The 20,362-nt window shown below is 74.7% G+C and carries 25 protein-coding genes; 24 read left to right on the top strand and 1 reads right to left on the bottom strand.

Annotation, left to right across the window (positions count from 1 at the left end):
* Positions 1–151: 151 nt before the first annotated feature.
* From ftsZ to ACLQ22_RS14025, 13 genes are all read left to right on the top strand, one after another.
* On the top strand, positions 152–1,267 hold the full coding sequence (gene ftsZ, locus ACLQ22_RS13965; RefSeq protein ID WP_121400560.1) for a cell division protein FtsZ: 1,116 nt from the start codon (positions 152–154) through the stop codon (positions 1,265–1,267).
* 9 nt (positions 1,268–1,276) lie between these two features.
* The gene (locus tag ACLQ22_RS13970) at positions 1,277–2,023 is read left to right on the top strand and encodes a YggS family pyridoxal phosphate-dependent enzyme (protein ID WP_425692628.1); all 747 of its coding nucleotides are present in this window, start codon (positions 1,277–1,279) and stop codon (positions 2,021–2,023) included.
* 191 nt (positions 2,024–2,214) lie between these two features.
* Entirely contained in the window at positions 2,215–2,910 is a 696-nt protein-coding gene (locus ACLQ22_RS13975) for a cell division protein SepF (RefSeq protein WP_425692629.1), read from the top strand.
* 30 nt (positions 2,911–2,940) lie between these two features.
* On the top strand, positions 2,941–3,246 hold the full coding sequence (locus ACLQ22_RS13980; protein ID WP_425692630.1) for a YggT family protein: 306 nt from the start codon (positions 2,941–2,943) through the stop codon (positions 3,244–3,246).
* A gap of 44 nt (positions 3,247–3,290) precedes the next feature.
* Positions 3,291–4,103 (top strand): DivIVA domain-containing protein, encoded by an 813-nt coding sequence (locus tag ACLQ22_RS13985; protein WP_311411629.1) that lies wholly within the window; start codon positions 3,291–3,293, stop codon positions 4,101–4,103.
* A 76-nt stretch (positions 4,104–4,179) separates the two neighbouring features.
* The gene (locus tag ACLQ22_RS13990; protein ID WP_425692631.1) at positions 4,180–4,800 is read left to right on the top strand and encodes a hypothetical protein; all 621 of its coding nucleotides are present in this window, start codon (positions 4,180–4,182) and stop codon (positions 4,798–4,800) included.
* A gap of 18 nt (positions 4,801–4,818) precedes the next feature.
* Entirely contained in the window at positions 4,819–5,118 is a 300-nt protein-coding gene (locus ACLQ22_RS13995; RefSeq protein ID WP_151455895.1) for a DUF167 domain-containing protein, read from the top strand.
* Between the two features lie 22 nt (positions 5,119–5,140).
* The gene (locus ACLQ22_RS14000) at positions 5,141–6,640 is read left to right on the top strand and encodes a potassium/proton antiporter (protein WP_425692777.1); all 1,500 of its coding nucleotides are present in this window, start codon (positions 5,141–5,143) and stop codon (positions 6,638–6,640) included.
* A 223-nt stretch (positions 6,641–6,863) separates the two neighbouring features.
* Entirely contained in the window at positions 6,864–7,283 is a 420-nt protein-coding gene (locus ACLQ22_RS14005; protein ID WP_425692632.1) for a TraR/DksA family transcriptional regulator, read from the top strand.
* A gap of 66 nt (positions 7,284–7,349) precedes the next feature.
* Positions 7,350–7,985, top strand: a complete 636-nt coding sequence (lspA, locus tag ACLQ22_RS14010) for a signal peptidase II (protein WP_425692633.1) — start codon at positions 7,350–7,352, stop codon at positions 7,983–7,985.
* The gene (locus ACLQ22_RS14015) at positions 7,982–8,926 is read left to right on the top strand and encodes an RluA family pseudouridine synthase (protein ID WP_121400568.1); all 945 of its coding nucleotides are present in this window, start codon (positions 7,982–7,984) and stop codon (positions 8,924–8,926) included. Before lspA ends, ACLQ22_RS14015 begins: the two co-directional genes overlap by 4 nt.
* Positions 8,927–9,237: 311 nt before the next feature.
* Positions 9,238–11,022, top strand: coding sequence for an AAA family ATPase (locus ACLQ22_RS14020; RefSeq protein ID WP_425692634.1), 1,785 nt, complete (start codon positions 9,238–9,240; stop codon positions 11,020–11,022).
* A gap of 56 nt (positions 11,023–11,078) precedes the next feature.
* Positions 11,079–12,026 (top strand): DUF2567 domain-containing protein, encoded by a 948-nt coding sequence (locus ACLQ22_RS14025; RefSeq protein WP_425692635.1) that lies wholly within the window; start codon positions 11,079–11,081, stop codon positions 12,024–12,026.
* Here the strand turns inward: ACLQ22_RS14025 and ACLQ22_RS14030 are convergent.
* Positions 11,941–12,645: an LON peptidase substrate-binding domain-containing protein gene (locus ACLQ22_RS14030; RefSeq protein ID WP_121400570.1), complete on the bottom strand. Its 705-nt coding sequence runs from the start codon at positions 12,643–12,645 to the stop codon at positions 11,941–11,943. The genes ACLQ22_RS14025 and ACLQ22_RS14030 overlap by 86 nt on opposite strands.
* 106 nt (positions 12,646–12,751) lie before the next feature.
* Between ACLQ22_RS14030 and hisD the strand changes: the two genes are divergently transcribed.
* The 11 genes from hisD to ACLQ22_RS14085 all read left to right on the top strand — a co-directional run bounded on the left by hisD (position 12,752) and on the right by ACLQ22_RS14085 (position 20,307).
* Entirely contained in the window at positions 12,752–14,074 is a 1,323-nt protein-coding gene (gene hisD / locus ACLQ22_RS14035; protein ID WP_425692636.1) for a histidinol dehydrogenase, read from the top strand.
* Complete coding sequence (locus ACLQ22_RS14040; protein ID WP_425692637.1) at positions 14,071–15,141, top strand: histidinol-phosphate transaminase; 1,071 nt, start codon at positions 14,071–14,073, stop codon at positions 15,139–15,141. The genes hisD and ACLQ22_RS14040 overlap by 4 nt, the downstream gene beginning before the upstream one ends.
* Before the next feature lie 55 nt (positions 15,142–15,196).
* Complete coding sequence (gene hisB / locus ACLQ22_RS14045) at positions 15,197–15,808, top strand: imidazoleglycerol-phosphate dehydratase HisB (protein WP_091104907.1); 612 nt, start codon at positions 15,197–15,199, stop codon at positions 15,806–15,808.
* Positions 15,809–15,928: 120 nt separating this feature from the next.
* On the top strand, positions 15,929–16,102 hold the full coding sequence (locus ACLQ22_RS14050; protein ID WP_425692638.1) for a hypothetical protein: 174 nt from the start codon (positions 15,929–15,931) through the stop codon (positions 16,100–16,102).
* Positions 16,099–16,731 carry an imidazole glycerol phosphate synthase subunit HisH gene (hisH, locus tag ACLQ22_RS14055; protein WP_425692639.1) on the top strand — a complete coding sequence of 211 codons (633 nt, stop codon included), beginning with the start codon at positions 16,099–16,101 and terminating at the stop codon, positions 16,729–16,731. The genes ACLQ22_RS14050 and hisH overlap by 4 nt, the downstream gene beginning before the upstream one ends.
* Positions 16,732–16,830: 99 nt before the next feature.
* Positions 16,831–17,154, top strand: a complete 324-nt coding sequence (locus ACLQ22_RS14060) for a hypothetical protein (RefSeq protein WP_425692640.1) — start codon at positions 16,831–16,833, stop codon at positions 17,152–17,154.
* A gap of 17 nt (positions 17,155–17,171) precedes the next feature.
* Positions 17,172–17,897, top strand: coding sequence for a bifunctional 1-(5-phosphoribosyl)-5-((5-phosphoribosylamino)methylideneamino)imidazole-4-carboxamide isomerase/phosphoribosylanthranilate isomerase PriA (priA, locus tag ACLQ22_RS14065; protein ID WP_416604779.1), 726 nt, complete (start codon positions 17,172–17,174; stop codon positions 17,895–17,897).
* Positions 17,894–18,283, top strand: coding sequence for a RidA family protein (locus ACLQ22_RS14070; RefSeq protein ID WP_425692641.1), 390 nt, complete (start codon positions 17,894–17,896; stop codon positions 18,281–18,283). Before priA ends, ACLQ22_RS14070 begins: the two co-directional genes overlap by 4 nt.
* Before the next feature lie 151 nt (positions 18,284–18,434).
* The gene (locus ACLQ22_RS14075; RefSeq protein ID WP_121400577.1) at positions 18,435–18,878 is read left to right on the top strand and encodes a MarR family winged helix-turn-helix transcriptional regulator; all 444 of its coding nucleotides are present in this window, start codon (positions 18,435–18,437) and stop codon (positions 18,876–18,878) included.
* A gap of 5 nt (positions 18,879–18,883) precedes the next feature.
* Positions 18,884–19,309, top strand: a complete 426-nt coding sequence (locus ACLQ22_RS14080; RefSeq protein WP_121400923.1) for an organic hydroperoxide resistance protein — start codon at positions 18,884–18,886, stop codon at positions 19,307–19,309.
* Positions 19,306–20,307, top strand: coding sequence for an NADP-dependent oxidoreductase (locus ACLQ22_RS14085; RefSeq protein WP_425692642.1), 1,002 nt, complete (start codon positions 19,306–19,308; stop codon positions 20,305–20,307). The genes ACLQ22_RS14080 and ACLQ22_RS14085 overlap by 4 nt, the downstream gene beginning before the upstream one ends.
* Positions 20,308–20,362 lie beyond the last annotated feature (55 nt).

Below are 20,362 nucleotides of genomic sequence, written 5' to 3' on the forward strand. Positions count from 1 at the left end.
GAAGGGGATCAGTGGTTGACATAACTGTAAGCCTCTAGTAGAGGGTGAGGGTTTAATCCTGATCCTCACTGGTGACAGCTTTCGTCGGCCGCTGGTCTGGCCAGGCCTTACCCGGTCGGCCCATGCCAATCTCGAAGGGAAAGGACCGGAGATGACACCTCCGCACAACTACCTGGCGGTCATCAAGGTCGTCGGCATCGGTGGCGGCGGCGTCAACGCCGTCAACCGGATGATCGAGGTTGGGCTCAAGGGCGTCGAGTTCATCGCGATCAACACCGACGCGCAGGCGCTGCTCATGAGCGACGCCGACGTGAAGCTCGACGTCGGCCGTGAGCTGACCCGTGGGCTCGGCGCCGGGGCCAACCCCGACGTCGGCAAGAACGCCGCCGAGGACCACCGCGACGAGATCGAGGAGGTGCTCAAGGGCGCCGACATGGTCTTCGTGACCTGCGGCGAGGGCGGCGGCACCGGCACCGGCGGGGCGCCCGTCGTGGCGAACATCGCCCGCAAGCTCGGCGCGCTGACGATCGGCGTGGTCACCCGGCCGTTCTCGTTCGAGGGCAAGCGCCGCCAGGTGCAGGCGGAGTCCGGAATAGACGAGCTGCGCAACCAGTGCGACACGCTGATCGTCATCCCCAACGACCGGCTGCTGGCGCTCGGCGACCGCAACATCAGCATGATGGACGCGTTCCGCACCGCCGACCAGGTGCTGCTCTCCGGTGTCCAGGGCATCACCGACCTGATCACCACCCCGGGTCTGATCAACCTGGACTTCGCCGACGTGAAGAGCGTGATGAGCGGCGCGGGCAGCGCGCTCATGGGCATCGGCAGCGCGCGCGGCGAGAACCGCGCCGTCGAGGCGGCCGAGGCGGCCATCTCCAGCCCGCTGCTGGAGCAGAGCATGGACGGCGCGCGCGGCGTGCTGCTCTCCATCGCCGGCGGCTCGGACCTGGGCCTGTTCGAGATCAACGACGCGGCCCAGCTCGTCACCGACGCGGCCCACCCCGATGCCAACATCATCTTCGGCGCCGTCATCGACGACGCCCTCGGCGACGAGGTGCGGGTCACCGTCATCGCGGCGGGCTTCGACGGGGGCGCGCCGGCGTACAAGGCGGCCGAGCCGCCCCGCAAGAGCAACCAGAACCAGCCGACGCAGCCGAGCACCCCGGTCGCGCCGCCGGCCACCATGCCGGCCCCGCAGCAGTCGCCCCGCCGGGTGCTCTTCGACGACGTCGACGTGCCCGACTTCCTCAAGAACGGTTCCTGAGTACCGCCGATGACCGACAGCCCAGCCCCGGTGCGCCCGGACCGGCGCGCCGAGATCGCGGCCGGCCTGGGCCGCGTACGGTCCCGGATCGCGGACGCCTGCGCCGCCGCGGGACGGGACGACTCCGAGGTCACCATGATCGCGGTGACCAAGACCTACCCGGCCGGGGACGTGGTGGCCCTGGCCGGGCTCGGCGTCGTCGACATGGGGGAGAACCGCGACCAGGAGGCGTCCACCAAGTCGGCCGAGGTGGCCGCGGCGGGGGTGACCCCGCGGTGGCACTTCATCGGGCAGTTGCAGCGCAACAAGGCCCGGTCGGTGGTCCGCTACGCCGACGTCGTGCACTCGGTCGACAGTGTCCGGCTGGCGCGGGCGCTGGACGCGGCGTCGGCGGCGGCGCGGGACCGGCCGCTGGACGTGCTGGTCCAGGTGAGCATCGACGGTGACGCGGCCCGGGGCGGGGCGCTGCCGGACTCGGCCGACCCGGGCGCCGGGCTCGGCGCGGTGGCCGAGGCGGTGGCCGGCGCGGAGGCGCTGCGGCTGGCCGGCCTGATGGCGGTGGCGCCGCTGGGCTGGGAGCCGGAGCGGGCGTTCGCCCGGCTGGCCGAGGTGGCCGCCGGGTTCCGGACGGTCCACCCGGGAGCCGCCGCGCTCTCCGCCGGGATGAGCGGCGACCTGGAAATCGCGATCCGGTACGGCGCGACACATGTCCGCGTCGGCAGCGCGTTGCTCGGAATGCGTCCCACGCTGCGGTAGCCTGACCGCGGGAAGCAAATTACATCTGTGTTGTTTGAGGGAACGGCGTCCCGTTGTCGGGGGTCGTGGCACGCGACGCGAATCGCGTGCCAGGGGATTGCCGATCCGCTCCGGTGGGCAGAAGTGGTCCACTCGCGACAAGCGACACGGTACGGGGGCGCGTGCCGCACGGCGGACGGGAAGGGCGCGGGATGGGTGCACTGCGCAAGGCGGGGGTCTGGCTCGGTCTGGTCGAAGAGGACGACGAGCGGGCCTACGACGACGGTGGCTACGACAAGGGCGGCTACCGCGATTCGCGTTACCGGCAGAGCCGGTACTCGGAGGAGTTCGCCGACGAGGACGAGGACGACTCCGAGGAGCCGCCGGCGCCCCGGTCCCGGCTGAGCGACCGTGGCCGGCTCTCCGAGCGCGCCGCCGCTCGGGCGGCCGACGCCGAGCGGGGCGACAGCGACCGGGCGGAGCGGGTCGAGCGGTCCAGCGTCCGCTCCATCACCCGGCCGTCGGCCGGTGAGACCTCGGGCGCGCTGACCTACCACACCCGCGACAACCTGGCCCTGGCGCCGCAGGCGCAGGCCCGGGAGCGCGCGGTGGTCGCCGAGGAGGAGCAGCGCTACCAGATCACCACGCTGCACCCCACCACGTACCGCGAGGCGCGCACCATCGGTGAGCACTTCCGCGACAACGTTCCGGTGATCATCAACCTCACCGAGATGGACGAGGCCGACGCGCGCCGACTTGTGGACTTCGCCGCCGGCCTCGCGTTCGGGCTGCGGGGTACGATCGAGCGCGTGACCAATCGGGTGTTCCTGCTCTCACCGGCCAATGTCCAGGTCACCGCAGAGGACAAGGCCAAGATCGCCGAGGGCGGCTTCTTCAGCCTGAGCTAGCCCCGCCCGACCCGAGGGACGTCGCCTGCCGTGTTGTCGATCGTGCTGCAAGTGCTGTACTTGGTGCTCTACTTCTTCCTGCTCGTCCTGCTGGCCCGGTTCGTCCTGAGCGCCGTCCTGCAGTACGGCCGTCGCTGGCAGCCGGGGCGTGGGGCATCGGTGGGGCTGGAAATCGTGTGGAGCGTCACTGATCCCCCTCTCAACACGTTGAGGCGTGTGATCCCTCCGTTGCGAATTGGTACCGTGAGCATCGACCTGGCCTCACTTGTGCTCCTGGTTATCCTGTTCGTGCTGATGGAGTTCGTGTTGAGGCGGTCGATCATCGGCACCGTCTGATGACCGACGCGCTTTCGCGGCCGCAACTGACCCGAGGAGTTTCGATGCCGCTGACCCCGGCCGACGTCCACAACGTCGCCTTCAAAAAGCCGCCGATCGGCAAGCGGGGCTACGACGAGGAGGAGGTCGACGCTTTCCTGGACGAGGTCGAGCGCGAGCTTGCCCGTCTCATCGAGGAGAACAACGAGCTGCGCGCCCAGGTGGAGCGCGGCGGCCGTGGTGGCGCCCCCGCCGGCCCCGGTGGCGACGCCCGTCTCGCGGCGGAGCTCAACGACGTCAAGGCCCAGCTCGACCGGGTGCAGCGCGACAAGGCGGCGGCCGAGCAGGCCGCCCGCGCGATGCAGGCCGAGCTGGAGCAGGTCCGTTCCGCCGGTGGCCCGGCCGTCGGCGGCGCCGACGGCGAGCAGCAGGCGCTGCGGGTGCTGATGATGGCCCAGCGGACCGCCGACGACCACGTCTCCGACGCCCGCCGCGAGGCCGACCAGCTGCTCTCCGAGGCCCGTTCCAAGGCCGAGGAGGTCACCCGCGAGGCCCGCGCCAAGGCCGACGCCCTGGAGCGCGACGCCCGCCAGCGGCACCAGGAGGCCATGGGCGGCCTGGACGCCAAGCGCACGGCCCTGCAGAAGCACATCGAGGAGCTCAAGCAGTTCGAGCGCGAGTACCGCACCCGGCTCAAGGCCTACCTGGAGAGCCAGCTGCGTGACCTCGACGGCCGCGGCCAGGGCCTGGAGGTCGAGATGACCCGTGGTGGTGAGGGCACCCGGGCCGCCGGTGGCGGCAACGGGCTGGCCACCGCCGGGCTCGCCGGCTCCTACGGCGGCGGCGGTCGTTCCGGCGCTCTCGAGACCGGTCGCTGAACCATCGGTCGGCGACCGTCGTCACGATGACGGTCGCCGACCTCGCCTCATCAGCACGACGCGGCGGGGGTGAGCCGTGATAGTCGCCAGTCTCCTGCTCATCCTCGTCGCGGTGGTGCTGCTGGTGCTCGGCCTGGCCGGTGGCTCCAGCGTTCTCCTGATCATCTCCATCGCGGCCAGCCTGCTGGCCGCCGTCGCGCTGGTCGCGGGCGCCCGCCAGGCGGCCGCGGGCCGGGCGGCGGCGGATCCGGGCCGGCCGGTCTGGCGGCCCCGTCGGGCGACCCGCCCGGCCGGGTCGGCCTTCGCCGGCGGGCCGCCGGTGGAGCCGGACATTCCCGTCCAGCACGTTCCTTCCACGGTCGACGCCGACGGCACCGGGTGGCGGCAACCGCCCGAGCCGCCGGTGACCGACGGCGCCGTCCCGGCCGCCGCGCCCGGGGCCGGCCCCGCCGTGCCGTACGACGACGAGCCGCCCGCGCAGGACGTCACGCCGGTCGAGGCCGCCCGGGTGGCCCGCCTCGCCGCCGAGGTGCGGGTGGTCGACGGGCGGCCCCGCTACCACCTGGTCGACTGCGCGTACCTCGTGGGGCGGGAGCACGAGCCGCTTCCCGTGGCCGAGGCCGTCGACCTCGGCTTCACCCCGTGCGCCCGCTGCGCACCCGACACCGCCCTGCTCGCCGACGCCGGCCGGATCTGAGCGGCGGGACGCTTCCCGATGGACGCCACGCTGACCGTCGCGGTCCGGGTGAAGCCCGGCTCCGCCCGGGCGCGCGTCGGCGGTCGCTTCGACGGGCCGCACGGGCCGGCCCTGGTGATCGCGGTGCACGCCCCGGCCGTGGACGGGCGGGCCACCGAGGCGGCCCGGCGGGCGCTGGCCGGCGCGCTGGGCGTACGGCCGGCCGTGGTGTCGTTGCGGGCCGGCGCGGCCAGCCGCGACAAGCTCTTCCTGGTCGAGGGCCCCGCCCCGGAGCTGACGGAGGCACTGCGCCGGCTGCGTGACGGGGCCGCCGGGTGACCGACGCCGGGGCCGGGCGGCGGTGACGCCGGGGCTGGATCTCGCGCTCCTGCTCGGCGCGGGTGTCCTGCTGGTCGCGGTCGGCGCGGTCCGGCTCTCCACCCGGCTCGGCGTGCCGAGCCTCCTGGCCTACCTGGCGCTCGGGGTGGCGATCGGGGAGGCGGGGCTGGGCATCCGCTTCGACGACGTCGAGCTGACCCGGACCCTGGGCTTCTGCGCGCTCATCGTGATCATCGCCGAGGGCGGGCTGACCGCCCGGTGGAGCACCCTGCGTCCGGTGCTCGGGCTGGCCGCCCTGCTCTCCACGGTCGGCGTGATGGTCAGCATCCTGGTCGTCGGCCTCGTCGTGCACCTGCTGCTGGGACTGGACTGGCGGCTGGCCCTGCTCTACGGCGCGGTGCTCTCCTCCACCGACGCGGCGGCGGTCTTCGCCACACTGCGCCGGCTGCGGCTGCCGCCCCGCCTGGTGGCCACCCTGGAGGCGGAGTCGGGGATGAACGACGCCCCGGTCGTGCTGCTGGTGGTGCTGCTGTCCCGGGAGGGTGTCACCCACCCGTGGTGGTACGAGATCTCGCTCGTCAGCTACGAGCTGGGCGCCGGTGCGGCGGTCGGCTTCGCGACCGGCGTCGCCGGGCGGTGGGCGCTGCGCCGGGCGGCGCTGCCGTCGGCGGGGCTCTACCCGATCGCGGCGGTCGGGCTGACCGTGTTCGCCTATGCCGCCGGCGCGGTGCTGCACGCCTCGGGCTTCCTCGCCGTCTATGTGGCGGGGGTGATCCTCGGCAACGCCCGGCTGCCGCACCGGCAGGCGATCCTCGGCTTCGCCGACGGCCTCGCGTGGCTGGCCCAGATCGGGCTCTTCGTGCTGCTCGGGCTGCTCGTCTCGCCGGGCCGGCTCGGCTCGGCGGTGCTGCCGGCCGTGGTCGCCGGGCTGGCGCTCGTGCTGCTGGCCCGGCCGCTGTCGGTGGCGGCGTCCGCCCTGCCGTTCCGGTTCGACCTGCGCGAGCAGGCGTTCCTGTCCTGGGCGGGGCTGCGCGGGGCGGTGCCGATCGTGCTCGCCACCATCCCGCTGTCGGAGCGGGTGCCGGGCGCCGACCGGCTCTTCGACTCGGTCTTCGTACTGGTGGTGATCTTCACGCTGTTGCAGACCGGGACATTGGGGCCGGTGGCCCGCCGGCTGCGGGTGACCGCGCCGGCCGAGGCGACCGAGATCCGGGTGGAGACGGCGCCGCTGGAGCGGATGGGCGCGGACCTGCTCCAGCTGGAGGTGCCGCCAGGCTCCCGGCTGGCCGGGGTCCACGTCGACGAGTTGCGGCTGCCGCCGGGCGCCTCGGTGACGCTGGTGCTGCGCGACGGGGCGGGCGTGGTGCCCGGCCCGGACTTCCGGCTCAAGACCGGCGACAGCATGTTGATCGTGGCGACGGCCGGGGTGCGCGACGAGGCGGAGCGGCGGCTGCGGGCGGTCAGCCGGCGGGGTCGGCTGGCCCGCTGGTTTGGCGAGTACGGCCGAGGGCCCGACACGTGATCTGCTAGCGTTCCTTTTGCCCCAGTTAGGGATGGCTAGGGGCCGAACGGTCGGTGCGTCGGAGCGGCACGTTGTCGTGCGCCTGTACGTTCCGTATTCTTGCGAATCTCCGGAGTGCGCGGCCCCGTCGCCGCGCGCCCCTTTTGTACCTGGGGGCGCCGATGCCGGCGGCCCCTGTCCAGGTGCCGCGGAACGCCGCGGTTCCGCGGCCGAGGGAGCGACGATGGCGAAGCCAGCCGACACCAGGACCGCCGGCCGGAAGCCGGTGGCGAAGGCCACCCGCAGCGCTGCGGAGACCGAGAAGATCCGGGCGGCCCTGGCGGCGCGGCGTGACGAGTTGCGCGCCGAGTACGATCGGACGCTGAGCGAGATCACCGAGCTGCAGCGCGACCGGCTGACCGACTCGGCCGGGGACGACCAGGCCGACACCGGGACCAAGACGTTCGAGCGTGAGCAGGAGATCTCACTCGCCAACAGCATCCTGGAACGGAGCACGCAGGTCGAGCGGGCGCTGGAGCGGCTCGACGAGGGTGGCTACGGCTGGTGCGAGCGGTGCGGCAACCCCATTCCGGTGGAGCGGCTCGCCGCCTTCCCGTCGGCCACCCTCTGCGTGACGTGCAAGCAGCTGGAGGAGCGGCGCTGACGCCCGCTCCCCGGCGGCCATGGGAGGCGGCGCGCGAGCGCCGCCGCGAGCGTCGATGGGGAGCAGATGTCCGAAGCACCGCCCGCCGGTCCCGGCAGCGCTGAGCCGGGTGCCGACAGCGCCGAGCCGAGGGCCGGCACGCCCCACCGCCGGGCCGCCGCCATCCTGTTCGGCATCGCGCTCACCGTGCTCGCCGCCGACGCGGCGACCAAGCACCTCGCCCTGGGCGCCCTGGAGGACCGCGAACCGGTCCGGCTGCTCGGCGGCGCGGTCTACCTCAGCCTCACCCGCAACAGCGGCGCGGCGTGGAGCATCGGCGCCGACCACACCTGGGTCTTCCCGCTGATCACCCTCGGGGTGGTCGGTTGGATCGTCTGGATGGCGCTGCGCCTGCGCTCGCTGCCCTGGGCGATCTCGCTGGGCCTGGTGCTGGGCGGGGCGCTGGGCAACTTCACCGACCGGGTCTTCCGCGCCCCGGGCTGGTTCGTGGGGCACGTGGTGGACATGGTCAGCGTCTTCGCCCCGTACGGCCGGGTGTTCCCGGTGTTCAACCTGGCCGACAGCGCCCTGGTCTGCGGCGTGCTGCTCGCCCTGGCGCTGGAGCTGACCGGCCGGCAGCGCGACGGCAGCCGGATCGGCCACGGCGAGCCCACCGACGAGGCGGCGGCCCAGGCCGACGCCGGGCAGCGGGAGCGGGCATGACCGCCGCCTTCGCCGCCGGCGGCGACCACCGTTCCCTGCCCGTCCCCGACGGCCTCGACGGCTCGCGGCTCGACCAGGCCGTGTCGCGGCTGTTCGGGCTGTCCCGCACCGCCGCCGCGGCCCTGGTCGACGCCGGCGACGCGCTGGTCGACGGGGTCGCCCGGCCGAACTCCCACCGGGTGAAGGCCGGCTCCTGGCTGGAGGTGACCCTGCCCGCGCCGGTCGCCCCGCCCACCGTGGTGCCGCAGGCGGTGCCCGGGCTGCGGGTGGTCTACGCCGACGACGACATCGTGGTGGTGGACAAGCCGGTCGGCGTCGCGGCCCACCCGAGCCCCGGCTGGACCGGCCCGACCGTGATCGGCGCGCTGGCCGCCATCGGGCACCGCATCTCGACCAGCGGCGCCGCCGAGCGGCAGGGCGTGGTGCACCGGCTCGACGTGGGCACCACGGGCATCATGGTGGTGGCCAAGAGCGAGCAGGCGTACACCGCGTTGAAGCGGGCGTTCAAGTACCGCGAGGTGGAGAAGCGCTACCACGCGGTGGTGCAGGGGCACCTCGACCCGCTGCGCGGCACCGTCGACGCCCCGATCGACCGGCACCCCACCCACGACTACCGCTGGGCGGTGGTCTCCGGCGGCAAGCCGAGCATCACCCACTACGACACGGTGGAGGCGTTCCCGGCGGCGAGCCTGGTCGACGTCCGGCTGGAGACCGGGCGCACCCACCAGATCCGGGTGCACTTCTCCACGCTGCGGCACCCGTGCGTGGGCGACCTCACGTACGGCGCCGACCCGACCCTGTCCGCCCGGCTCGGCCTGACCAGACAGTGGCTGCACGCCCGGTCGCTGAGCTTCCTGCACCCCCGCACGGGGGACGAGGTGCGCTTCGTCAGCGACTACCCTGACGACCTGGACCGCGCGCTCGAGATCCTCCGCGACTGAGCGTCGTCCCGCCCGTGACGATCCGACGAGGGGATCCCGCCCATGCGCCCCGGTGCCCCGGAACCGACGGTGGGCGAAACGTCGGAACCCGCACCGGGCGTGACGGAACCCTCACCAGGGTCGGCCGGACCCGCCCGCGGCGGGTCGCCGCCGGTGGCCCGGTCGACCTCCCCCGACGCCGGCATCAGCGGCGTACCGGGGCCCGTGCCGTGACGGGAGGAAGAACCGAAGGTGCGTAGACGGGTGTGGTCCGAATAGGGTTTCGTTCGTAGCCTGTCAGACGGGCATCGATGGCGCTGGGAGGGCGAGCCGTGGAGGGCAGCGAGACCGGCTGGGGGCGGCCGGCCGAACCAGCACCGCGGTGGCGGGCGCTGCTCGACCGGGCCCGGCACGGCAGCCGCACGGCTGAGCAGGCCGAGGCCGACCGGCACGCCGATCCGCCGCCCCTCCCGCCGGAGCCGCTGCCCCGCCGCTCGTCGGGCAACGGCTTTGCCGCGCGGGTGCCGGCCATCGGGCGGGCCCCCGAGCCGTACGCGCCGGAGCCCGGCCCACCGCCGTACGGCGCGGAGTACGGTCGCCCGGTCGACGCGGGCTACCGGGCCGAGGCCACCTACCGGGTGGAGCCGGCCTACCGGGCGGACCCGCTCGACCCCGCCTACCGGGTGGAGCCGGAATACCCGATCGAGCCGTCCTACCGTTCGGATCCGGTCGAGCCGTCCTACCGTTCGGATCCGGTCGAGCCGTCCTACCGGTCGGACCCCATTGAGCCGTCCTACCGGTCTGATCCGGTCGAGCCGACCTACCGGTCGGACCCCATTGAGCCGACCTACCGTTCGGATCCGGTCGAGCCGTCGTACCGTTCGGATCCGGTCGGACCGTCGTACCGGTCTGATCCGGTCGGACCGTCGTACCGGTCTGATCCGGTCGAGCCGTCGTACCGGGCGGAGCCGGAGTATCCGGCCGAGCCGGCGTACCGCGTGCCGGCCCAGCCCCCGCCGCCGCGCATCGAGACCGAGCCGCGCCGGGGCCCGGGGCCGACCGAGTCGCGCTACGCGGTGCTGGACAACGGCTACCGGCACGAGCCGCCCCCGGTCGAGTCCCGGTACGCGGTGCTCGACAACGGCTATCGCTCCCAGCGCGCTCACCAGGCACCGGCCCCGCCCCCGCCGCCCCCGGCCGTGGTGCCGCCCCCCGCCGCGCCGCCGCCGGTGGTGCCGCCGCCCGCCGCGCCGGTGGCCGCCGGGGGCTACCCGGCGCGCGTCGAGTGGCGCCCACGCGGCACGGAGAACGAGCTGGAGCGGGCCGTCGGGGTGCTCCGCCGCGACCTGGGCACCCCTCGGGTGCTCGCGTTCGCCAACCCGAAGGGCGGCGTGCACAAGACCACCGCCACCGTGCTGGCGGCGGCGACCGTCGGCAGCGTACGCGGGCGGGGCGTGCTGGCCTGGGACGACAACGAGCTGCGCGGCACGCTCGGGCTGCGCGCCGGCAGCGCCCGGCACGCCCGGACCATCCGGCACCTGGTCAGCGATCTCGCGCACGTCGAGATCAAGGAGGGCCCCGAGCTGCTGGAGCACCTGGACGACTACCTGCGGCACGCCTCCGACGGCTCGTACGACGTGCTGGCCGGCGAGGAGAGCCCGCGCTTCGCCCAGCGGCTCGACCAGTTCACCGTCCGGCGGGTGCTGGAGCTGCTGCGGCGCACCCACGACGTGGTCTGCGTGGACACGGGCAACAACGTGGAGAGCGCCAACTGGCGGACCATCATGCAGGCGGCGGACCAGCTCGTGGTGACCACCGTGCCCCGGGAGGACGCCGCGTTCAGCGCCGACTGGATGCTGGACCTGCTGCACGAGGTGGGGATGGGGGAACTGGCCGACAACGCGGTCACCCTGATCTCCTGCCCCACCCCCGGCCGCTCGCCGTTGCAGGACGACCTGGAGCGGCACTTCGCCACCCGCACCCGGGCCGTCGCCGTGGTGCCGTACGACCCGGCGCTGGAGACCGGCTCCTCGATCGAGTACCACCAGCTCCAGCAGGAGACCCGGCAGGCGTGGCTCAAGGCCGCCTCGGTGATGCTGGAGCCGTTCGCCCGGTGAGCGGGTGTGCCGCCACCGACCGCCCACGCTGCCCGCGGGCCTGAGAGGATCACCGGGTGAGCGCGGACACCCCCGAACCCGACCGGCCCGGCCGCCGGCCCGACGAGCCGGGGGCACCGGCCGCCTGGGCGGCACCCGACCCGCCGGCGCGCGTCGGCCCCGCCGACCCGCACGCCGCCGGGGAGCCCGCCCCGCCGCACGACGCCACGACCGGCCTCCCGCCGCACGCCACGACCGGAGTCCCGCCGTACGTCACGACCGGAGTTCAGCCGCACGGCGGGACGGTGGAGTACGCCCCCGGCGGGACCGGCCTGGAGTACGCCGCCGGCTACCCGCTCGCGCCACCGGCGGAGCCGGACCTGCCGCGCGGGCGGGCGGTGCGGCTCGCCCTGCTGGCGGTGCTCGCGTCGAGCGTGCTCGGGGTGCCGCTCGGCCTGCTCTGGGCCGCGCTCGCGCCCGACACGCCGGTGCTCAAGGTCGCCGACGGGGCGATCTACGCCGAGCCGCAGCCGGAGCAGCCGATCGCCGCCGACGGCTGGTTCAGCCTGCTGGGGCTGGGCTTCGGGGTGCTCGCCGCGCTCGCGCTGTGGTTCCTGCTGCGCCGGGTACGGGGACCGGTCGGGCTGCTCGCCGCCGTGCTCGGCGCCTTCGGCGCGGCGCTGGTCGCCTGGCAGGTCGGCCGGCGGACGGGGCTGGCCGACTACGAGCGGCTGCTGGCGGGCGCGCCCGTCGGGCAGGCCTTCGAGAAGCCGGCCGACCTGCGGGCCGGCGGGATCGAGTGGGTGCTCGGCGTGCTGCCGGTGCCGCACGGCAACCTGCTGCTGCCCGCGTTCGGCGCGGCCGTGACGTACACCCTGCTGGCCGGCTGGTCCCGCTGGCCGTCGCTGCGCCCGGAGCGCGAGCCCGGCGTGCCCGGGCTCAGTTGGGAGTCGGCGGAGACGCCAGCTCCGTCAGCGGCACCGGAACCGCCCGCACCTGGCGCAGCAGCGCCGCCTCACGGTTGAGCAGGCGCAGCTCGGCGCGCAGCCGGGCGGCGGTGTCGTCGATGGCGAGCAGCCGCTGCCGGTCGGCCACGGTCAGCACGGCTGTCGCGGCCACCAGGTGCGACAGCACCGTCGGGTCCTCCGGCAGCTGCTCGGACAGCTCCTCGGGATCGGCGCGGATCAGGCCCAGGTACTGCCGGAAGACCGAGATCACCCGGGCGGCGAGCAGGTCGGCGACCTCGTCGGGCCCGCCCGGCTCGGGCAGCCACTCCACGTCGGCGGTGAGGTAGGGCTCGGTGTCCCGGTCGACGTCGGCGACGCGGAACCTGCGCTTGCCCACCGTGACGATGTCGAAGCCACCGTCGGGACGCTCGGTGACCTGCCGCAGCTCGGCGGTGCAGCCCACCTCGTGCAGGGTGACGTCGCCGCCACCGGGCAGCGGCCGGCCGTCCGGCCCGGTGGGGGCGACCTCCCAGCCGGCCCGGATGGCCACCACGCCGAACTCGCGCGGGGCGTCCTCGGGCAGCGCGACCAGGTGCCGGACCAGGGCGCGGTAGCGCTCCTCGAATATGTGCAGCGGCAGCACCAGACCGGGGAAGAGGACCATTCCGAGCGGAAACACCGGCAGCCGCGCAGTCACGCGTCGAGCGTAGCCCGATCCCGGCGTCGCGGCGTGGCCCGGCTCACCGTCCCGGCGTACGGGCGGCGCCGGTCGCCGTCCGGACGGGCCGCCTAGACTCGCAAGGGTGTTGAACCGGATCGACCTGCGCGGCGGCGTCCGCGACCCGCGCCGCCTGCTGCCCCGTGCCCAACTCGACGTCTCCGTGGCCGTCGAGCGGATCCGCCCCCTCGTGGAGGCGGTCCGGGAGCATGGCTACCCGGCGATCCGGGAGGCCAGCGAGCGCTTCGACGGGGTCTCGCCCGAGGTGCTGCGGGTGCCCGCCGAGGCCCTCGCCGAGGCGGAGGGCGCCCTCGACCCCGAGGTGCGCGCCGCGCTGCTGGAGTCGATCGCCCGGGCCCGCAAGGTGCACGCCGACCAGCGCCGCACCGACCACACCACCCAGGTGGTGCCGGGCGGCACGGTGACCGAGCGCTGGGTGCCGGTCGACCGGGTCGGCCTCTACGTCCCCGGCGGCCTGGCGATGTACCCGTCGACCGTGGTGATGAACGTGGTGCCGGCCCAGGCGGCCGGGGTGCGTGCGCTGGTCGTGGCGAGCCCGCCGCAGAAGGACAACGGCGGCCTGCCCGACGCCCGGGTGCTCGCCGCCTGCGCCCTGCTCGGCGTCGACGAGGTCTACGCCGTCGGCGGCGCCCAGGCCGTGGCGATGCTGGCGTACGGCGCGGCGGTCGACGCCGAGGGCGGCGCGCACTGCGACCCGGTCGACATGATCACCGGCCCGGGCAACATCTGGGTCACCGCCGCCAAGCGGCTGCTGCGCGGCGTCGTCGGCATCGACGCCGAGGCCGGACCGACCGAGATCGCCATCCTGGCCGACGACACCGCCGACCCGGCGCACGTCGCGGCCGACCTGGTCAGCCAGGCCGAGCACGACCCCCTCGCGGCCAGCGTGCTGGTGACCCCCTCGGTCGAGCTGGTCGAGGCCGTGGAGCGGGAGCTGGCCCGGCAGGTGCCGGCCACCAAGCACGCCGAGCGGGTCACCACCGCGCTCACCGGCGAGCAGAGCGGCGTCGTCCTGGTCGACGACCTCGACGCCGGGCTGCGGGTGGTCGACGCGTACGCGGCCGAGCACCTGGAGATCCAGACCCGGGACGCCCGCGAGTGGGCGCTGCGGGTGCGCAACGCCGGGGCGATCTTCGTCGGCGCCTGGTCGCCGGTGTCGCTCGGCGACTACTGCGCCGGCTCCAACCACGTGCTGCCCACCGGCGGCTGCGCCCGGCACTCCTCCGGGCTGTCGGTGCAGTCCTTCCTGCGCGGCATCCACCTGGTCGACTACTCCGAGCAGGCGCTGCGCGAGGTGGCCCCGCACGTGGTCACCCTGGCCACCGTCGAGGACCTGCCCGCGCACGGCCGGGCGGTCCAGGTGCGCTTCCCGGGGGAGCTGGGATGAGCGGGCTCGACGACCTGCCGATCCGCGACGACCTGCGCGGACTGTCGCCGTACGGGGCGCCGCAGCTCGACGTGCCCGTGCGGCTGAACACCAACGAGAACTCCTACCCGGTGCCCGAGCCGGTGGTGGACGCGATCGGCAAGGCCCTCGCGGCGGAGCTGCGTGACCTCAACCGCTACCCGGACCGCGACGCCGTGGCGCTGCGCGCCGACCTGGCCGGCTACCTGGGCCACGGGCTCACCGGCGAGCAGGTGTGGGCCGCCAACGGCTCCAACGAGATCCAGCAGCAGCTGCTCCAGGCGTTCGGCGGGCCTGGGCGCAGCGCGCTCGGCTTCACCCCCGCGTACTCGATGCACCCGCTGCTGGCGCTGGGCACCGGCACCCGGTGGGTGCCGGCCCGCCGCGGCGTCGACTTCGGGCTGACCGCCGACGAGGCGGTCGCCCAGGTCCGCGAGCACGCCCCGGACGTGGTCTTCCTCTGCTCGCCGAACAACCCCACCGGCACGGCCCTCGACCCGGCGGTGGTCGCCGCGGTGCTGGACGCCGCGCCCGGCATGGTGGTCGTCGACGAGGCGTACGCGGAGTTCGCCCGCCCCGGCACGGTCAGCGCCCTGGCGGTGCTGCCCGGGCACCCGCGGCTGGTGGTGACCCGGACGATGAGCAAGGCGTTCGGGTTCGCCGGTGGCCGGCTGGGCTACCTGGCGGCCGACGCGGCGGTGGTGGCGGCGGTGCAGCTGGTGCGGCTGCCGTACCACCTCTCGGCGCTCACCCAGGCCGCGGCCCGGGCGGCGCTGGCGCACCGCGACGCCCTCCTCGACACGGTGGCCGCGATCTGCGAGCAGCGGGACCGGATCGTGGCGCGGCTGCGCGAGCGGGGGCTGCGGGTGGCCGACAGCGACGCCAACTTCGTGCTGTTCGAGGTCGGGGGCGACCAGGCCACCGCGTGGCGCACCCTGCTCGACGCCGGCGTGCTGGTACGCGACGTCGGCCTGCCGGGCTGGCTGCGGGTCACCGCCGGCACCCCCGCCGAGACCGACGTGTTCCTGACCGCGATGGAGAAGATCTAGTGGGAGCGCGAGGAGTGAGCTTGCGAGCCCCGCAGTCGCGACCGAAAGGCAGGCAATGAGCCGGACCGCCCGCGTGGAGCGGATCACCAAGGAGACGAAGGTGCTCGTCGAGATCGACCTCGACGGCACCGGCCGGGCCGAGATCGGCACCGGGGTCGGCTTCTACGACCACATGCTGCACCAGATCGCGCGGCACGGCGGCTTCGACCTGACCGTGCGCACCGTGGGCGACCTCGAGATCGACGCCCACCACACGATGGAGGACACCGCGCTCGCCCTGGGCGCCGCGTTCGACCAGGCGCTGGGGGACAAGGCCGGCATCCGGCGGTACGGCTCGGCCACCGTCCCGATGGACGAGGTCCTCGTCCGGGCCGCGGTCGACCTCTCCGGCCGCCCGTACGTGGTGCACGACGAGCCGGTGCTGGCGCCGTACATCGGGCCGGTCTACCCGACCAGCATGACCCGGCACATCTGGGAGTCCTTCGGCCAGGCGGCCCGGATCACCCTGCACGTGGACGTGCTGCGGGCGGCCCGCCCCGGCGGTCACCCCGACGCCCACCACGTGGTGGAGGCCCAGTTCAAGGCGGTGTCCCGCGCGCTGCGCGAGGCCACGGCGATCGACCCGCGCGCGGCGGGCGCCATCCCGAGCACGAAGGGAGCCCTGTGAGCGTGAGCGCGAGGAACGCAGCGCAGCGGAGTCCCGCAGTCGCGAACGGAGGGTGGGCGCGGTGAGCGCGAGGAACGCAGCGCAGCGGAGTCCCGCAGTCGCGAACGGAGGGCGGCTCTGATGGGTGGGGTGCTGCCGTCGTTGCTGCTGATCCTGGCCGGTGTGCTGGTCGGCGGGGCGTGGTCGCTGCACCGGCAGGGCGCCCCGCGCGGCGCGGTGGTCGTCACCGCGCTGCTCGCCGGCCTGGCCACGGTCGCCGGAGTGCTCTGGCTGCTGCCGGGGGAGGGCGCGTGAGGCGTGTGGTGGTGCTCGACTACGGGTCGGGCAACCTGCGCTCGGCCGAGCGGGCCCTGGCCCGCGCCGGCGCGGACGTGACGGTGACCGACGACCTGACCGCCGCCGCCGAGGCGGACGGCCTGGTGGTGCCGGGCGTGGGCGCGTACGCCGCCTGCATGGCCGGGATCGAGGACCTCGGCGCCGGCCCGATGATCGCCGAGCGCGTCGCCGCCGGCCGTCCCGTGCTGGGCATCTGCGTGGGCATGCAGGTGCTCTTCGAGCACGGCGACGAGCACGGGGTGGTGACCAAGGGGCTCGGGCTGCTGCCCGGCGGGGTGACCAGGCTGGCCGCCCCCCGGCTGCCGCACATGGGCTGGAACACGGTCGCGGCGCCGGCGGGGTCGGTGCTCTTCGCCGGCCTGCCCGCCGACAGCCGCTTCTACTTCGTGCACTCGTACGCGGTCGGGGACCCGTCCGCGCTGGTGGACGCCGGAGCCACGGTCGTCACCGCCCACCACGGGACGGACTTCGTGGCGGCCGTGGAGCGGGGTCCGCTCTGCGCCGCGCAGTTCCACCCCGAGAAGTCCGCCGACACCGGTGCCGCGCTGCTGCGCAACTGGCTCGCCACGCTTCCCACCGGTGACTGAGCGCCTGTCCGGTGCGGCGGGCCCGCTCCGGCCCGCCGCCGGCCGTCCTTCCGCCCGGCCACGGTCGCTCGGACGGCCGCGCCGCGAGCGGGGGACGACGTGAGCAAGGAGCGGGCCCGGCGTCGGGCGGCCCGGGAGGCCGAGGCCGCCAGGGCGCGGGTCGTCCGCGAGCGGCGGGCGGCCCGGCGGTCGCGGCGGCGGGCGCTGGTCCGTCGGATGACGCCGTCGCTGCGCCGGGGGCGGACGGGCCGGCTGCCCCGGCACAGCCGCGGCGAACGCGCCGCCATCGTGCTGCTGACCCTGGCGGCGATGGCACTGATCTGGACGTTCGTCGACGACCTGGCGCTGCGGATCGCGCTGGTCGTGCTGTTGCTGCTCGTACTGCCGGCGATCGTGGTGATCGCCCTGGACCGTCGCACCTGACTTCGAGGAGAAATACCGTGAGCCTCACCCTGTTGCCCGCCGTGGACGTCGCCGACGGCCAGGCCGTCCGACTCGTGCAGGGCGCCGCCGGCAGCGAGACGACGTACGGCGACCCGTTGGAGGCCGCGCTCGCCTGGCAGCGGGACGGCGCCGAGTGGATCCACCTGGTCGACCTCGACGCCGCGTTCGGCCGCGGCTCCAACGCGCACCTGCTGGCCGAGGTGGTGCGGCAGCTCGACGTGAAGGTGGAGCTGTCCGGCGGCATCCGCGACGACGAGTCGCTGCACGCCGCGCTCGGCACCGGCGCCGCCCGGGTGAACATCGGCACCGCCGCCCTGGAGGATCCCCTCTGGTGCGACCGGGTGTGCGGGGAGTACGGCGACCGGGTGGCGATCGGGCTGGACGTGCGGGGCCGTACCCTCTCCGCCCGGGGCTGGACGCGCGACGGCGGCGACCTCTTCGAGGTGCTGGAGCGGCTGGACAAGGCGGGCGCGGCGCGCTACGTCGTCACCGACATCACCAAGGACGGCACCATGCGCGGGCCGAACCTGGAGTTGCTGCGCGAGGTCTGCGCCCGCACCGACGCCCCGGTGATCGCCTCCGGTGGCGTCTCCACCCTGGACGACCTGCGGGCGCTGGCCACCCTGGAGCCGATCGGCGTGGAGGGCGTGATCGCCGGCAAGGCCCTGTACGCGGGCGCCTTCACCGTGGCGCAGGCGCTGGAAACCCTGGCGGCGGCGTGACCGTCACGCGGCTCGGCTCGGGCGGCCCGTGGGAGCCGGTGTACGGCTACTGCCGGGTCGTCCGGGCCGGCGACCTGGCCTGGACGGCCGGGTGCACCTCGACGGTGGACGGCGTGGTCACCCACGTCGGGGACGCGGCGGCGCAGACCGCGCAGGCCCTGCGGATCGGGCTGGACGCGCTCGCCGAGGTGGGCGCGGAGCCCGGGGACGTGGTGCGGACCCGGATGTACGTCACGGACCGGACGTACGCCGACGAGGTGGGCCGGGCGCACAACGTGGTCTTCGGCGCGGTCCGCCCGGCGGCCACCATGGTGGTGGTGGCCGGCCTGCTCGACCCGGACCACCTGGTCGAGGTGGAGTTGGAGGCGTACCTCGGCGACCGCTGAGCCCCGACGGGACGGTCCGGGCCGCGCGGGCTCGCGCACGGACCTGCCCTCCCGGGGCGCGCGAGGCGGCCGGTGGGACGCGCCGGGACGGTGCCGCTACGTGCGGCCTGATCAGTTGCGCACAATCTAATTGCGCGCTAGCGTTCCCAGGGTGACCGACGATCTGGTGCTGCGCCGGCAGGTGTGCTTCGCGCTCTATGCCGCGTCGCGCGCCCTCACCGACGTCTACCGGCCCGTCCTCGACGAGTTCGGCCTGACCTATCCGCAGTACCTGGTGCTGCTGGTGCTTTGGGAGCGCGACGACGCCCCCACGGTCTCCGAGCTCGGCGCCGCCCTGCGACTGGACTCCGGCACGCTCTCCCCGCTGCTCAAGCGGCTGGAGGGGGCGGGGCTGGTGGTCCGGACCCGGTCGGCGCGCGACGAGCGGCGGGTGGAGGTGGGCCTGACCGGCGACGGGCGGGCCCTGCGGGACCGGATGGGCGAGGTGCCCCTGCGGGTCGCCCGCGCCACAGGCCTCACCGAGGCGGAGCTGGTCGCCCTGCGCGACACCCTCACCCGGGTCACCGAGACGATCCACCGACAGAAGGAGCAGTGACCACCATGCAGGTGCTCTACACCGCGTCCGCCCGGGCCACCGGGGACGGTCGGGACGGCCACGTCCGCACCTCCGACGGCACCCTCGACCTGGGCCTGGCCGTGCCGAAGGAGATGGGTGGCGCCGGCGGCGCCGCCAACCCCGAGCAGCTCTTCGCGGCCGGCTACGCCGCCTGCTTCCACTCGGCGCTGCGCCTCGTCGCCCGCAAGGCGAAGGCCGACGTCTCCGGCTCGGTCGTCGAGGCCGAGGTCGGCATCGGCGCCAACGGCAGCGGCGGCTTCGGGCTGACCGTCGCCCTCGCGGTCGACCTCCCGGCCGTCGAGCGCGCCGCCGCCGAGGAGCTGCTCGCGCAGGCGCACCAGGTCTGCCCCTACTCGAACGCCACCCGCGGCAACGTCGAGGTCGCCCTCACCGTGCGCGAGGCGCTGTGAGCACCCGCAACCGGGAGATCCACCTGGCCTCCCGGCCGCAGGGCTGGCCGACCGCGGACAACTTCCGGCTCGTCGAGACCGAGGTGCCCACCCCCGGGCCGGGACAGATCGTGGTCCGCAACCGGTACGTGTCGGTCGACCCGTACATGCGGGGGCGGATGAACGACGTCAAGTCGTACGTGCCGCCGTTCGCGCTCGACGCGCCGCTGGACGGCGGGGCGGTCGGCGAGGTCGTGGCCAGCGAGGCCGAGGGCGTCCGGCCCGGCGACACCGTCCTGCACGGCCTCGGCTGGCGCGAGTACGCGCTGCTCGACGCGCGGGCCGCCCGGAAGGTCGACCCCGACCTCGCCCCGGTCACCGCCTACCTGAGCGCGCTCGGCATGACCGGCCTGACCGCGTACGCCGGGCTGCTGGAGGTCGCCGGGATGAAGCCGGGGGAGACGGTCTTCGTCTCCGCCGCCGCCGGCGCGGTGGGCAGCCTGGTCGGCCAGATCGCCAAGCTCCGGGGCGCGGCGCACGTGGTCGGCAGCGCGGGCTCGGCGGCCAAGGTCGAGCGGCTGCGCGCGCTCGGCTTCGACGCCGCGTTCGACTACCACGACGGGCCGGTGCGCGACTCGCTGAAGGCCGCCGCCCCCGACGGCGTCGACGTCTACTTCGACAACGTCGGCGGCGACCACCTGGAGGCGGCGATCTCCGCGATGAAGGTGCACGGCCGGGCCGCGATCTGCGGAATGATCGCGCAGTACAACGACACCGAGCCCCCGGCCGCCCCGCGCAACCTGGCGCTGCTCATCGGCAAGCGGCTCACCCTGCGCGGCTTCCTGGTCGGCGACCACAACCACCTGCGCGACGAGTTCGTGCGCGAGATGGCCGGCTGGCTGCGGGACGGCAGGGTCTCGTACGACGAGACGGTCGTCGACGGCATCGAGAACGCCCCGGAGGCGTTCCTCGGCCTGCTGCGCGGCGAGAACCTGGGCAAGATGCTCGTCCGGGTGTGACCCAGGGCGCCGCTCCCGGCGCCCGGGCCCCCCGACGCGGTGGCCGGCCTCACCG

The sequence above is a fragment of the Micromonospora sp. DT178 genome, from assembly GCF_049841695.1.
In the GTDB taxonomy this organism is placed as follows: domain Bacteria; phylum Actinomycetota; class Actinomycetes; order Mycobacteriales; family Micromonosporaceae; genus Micromonospora.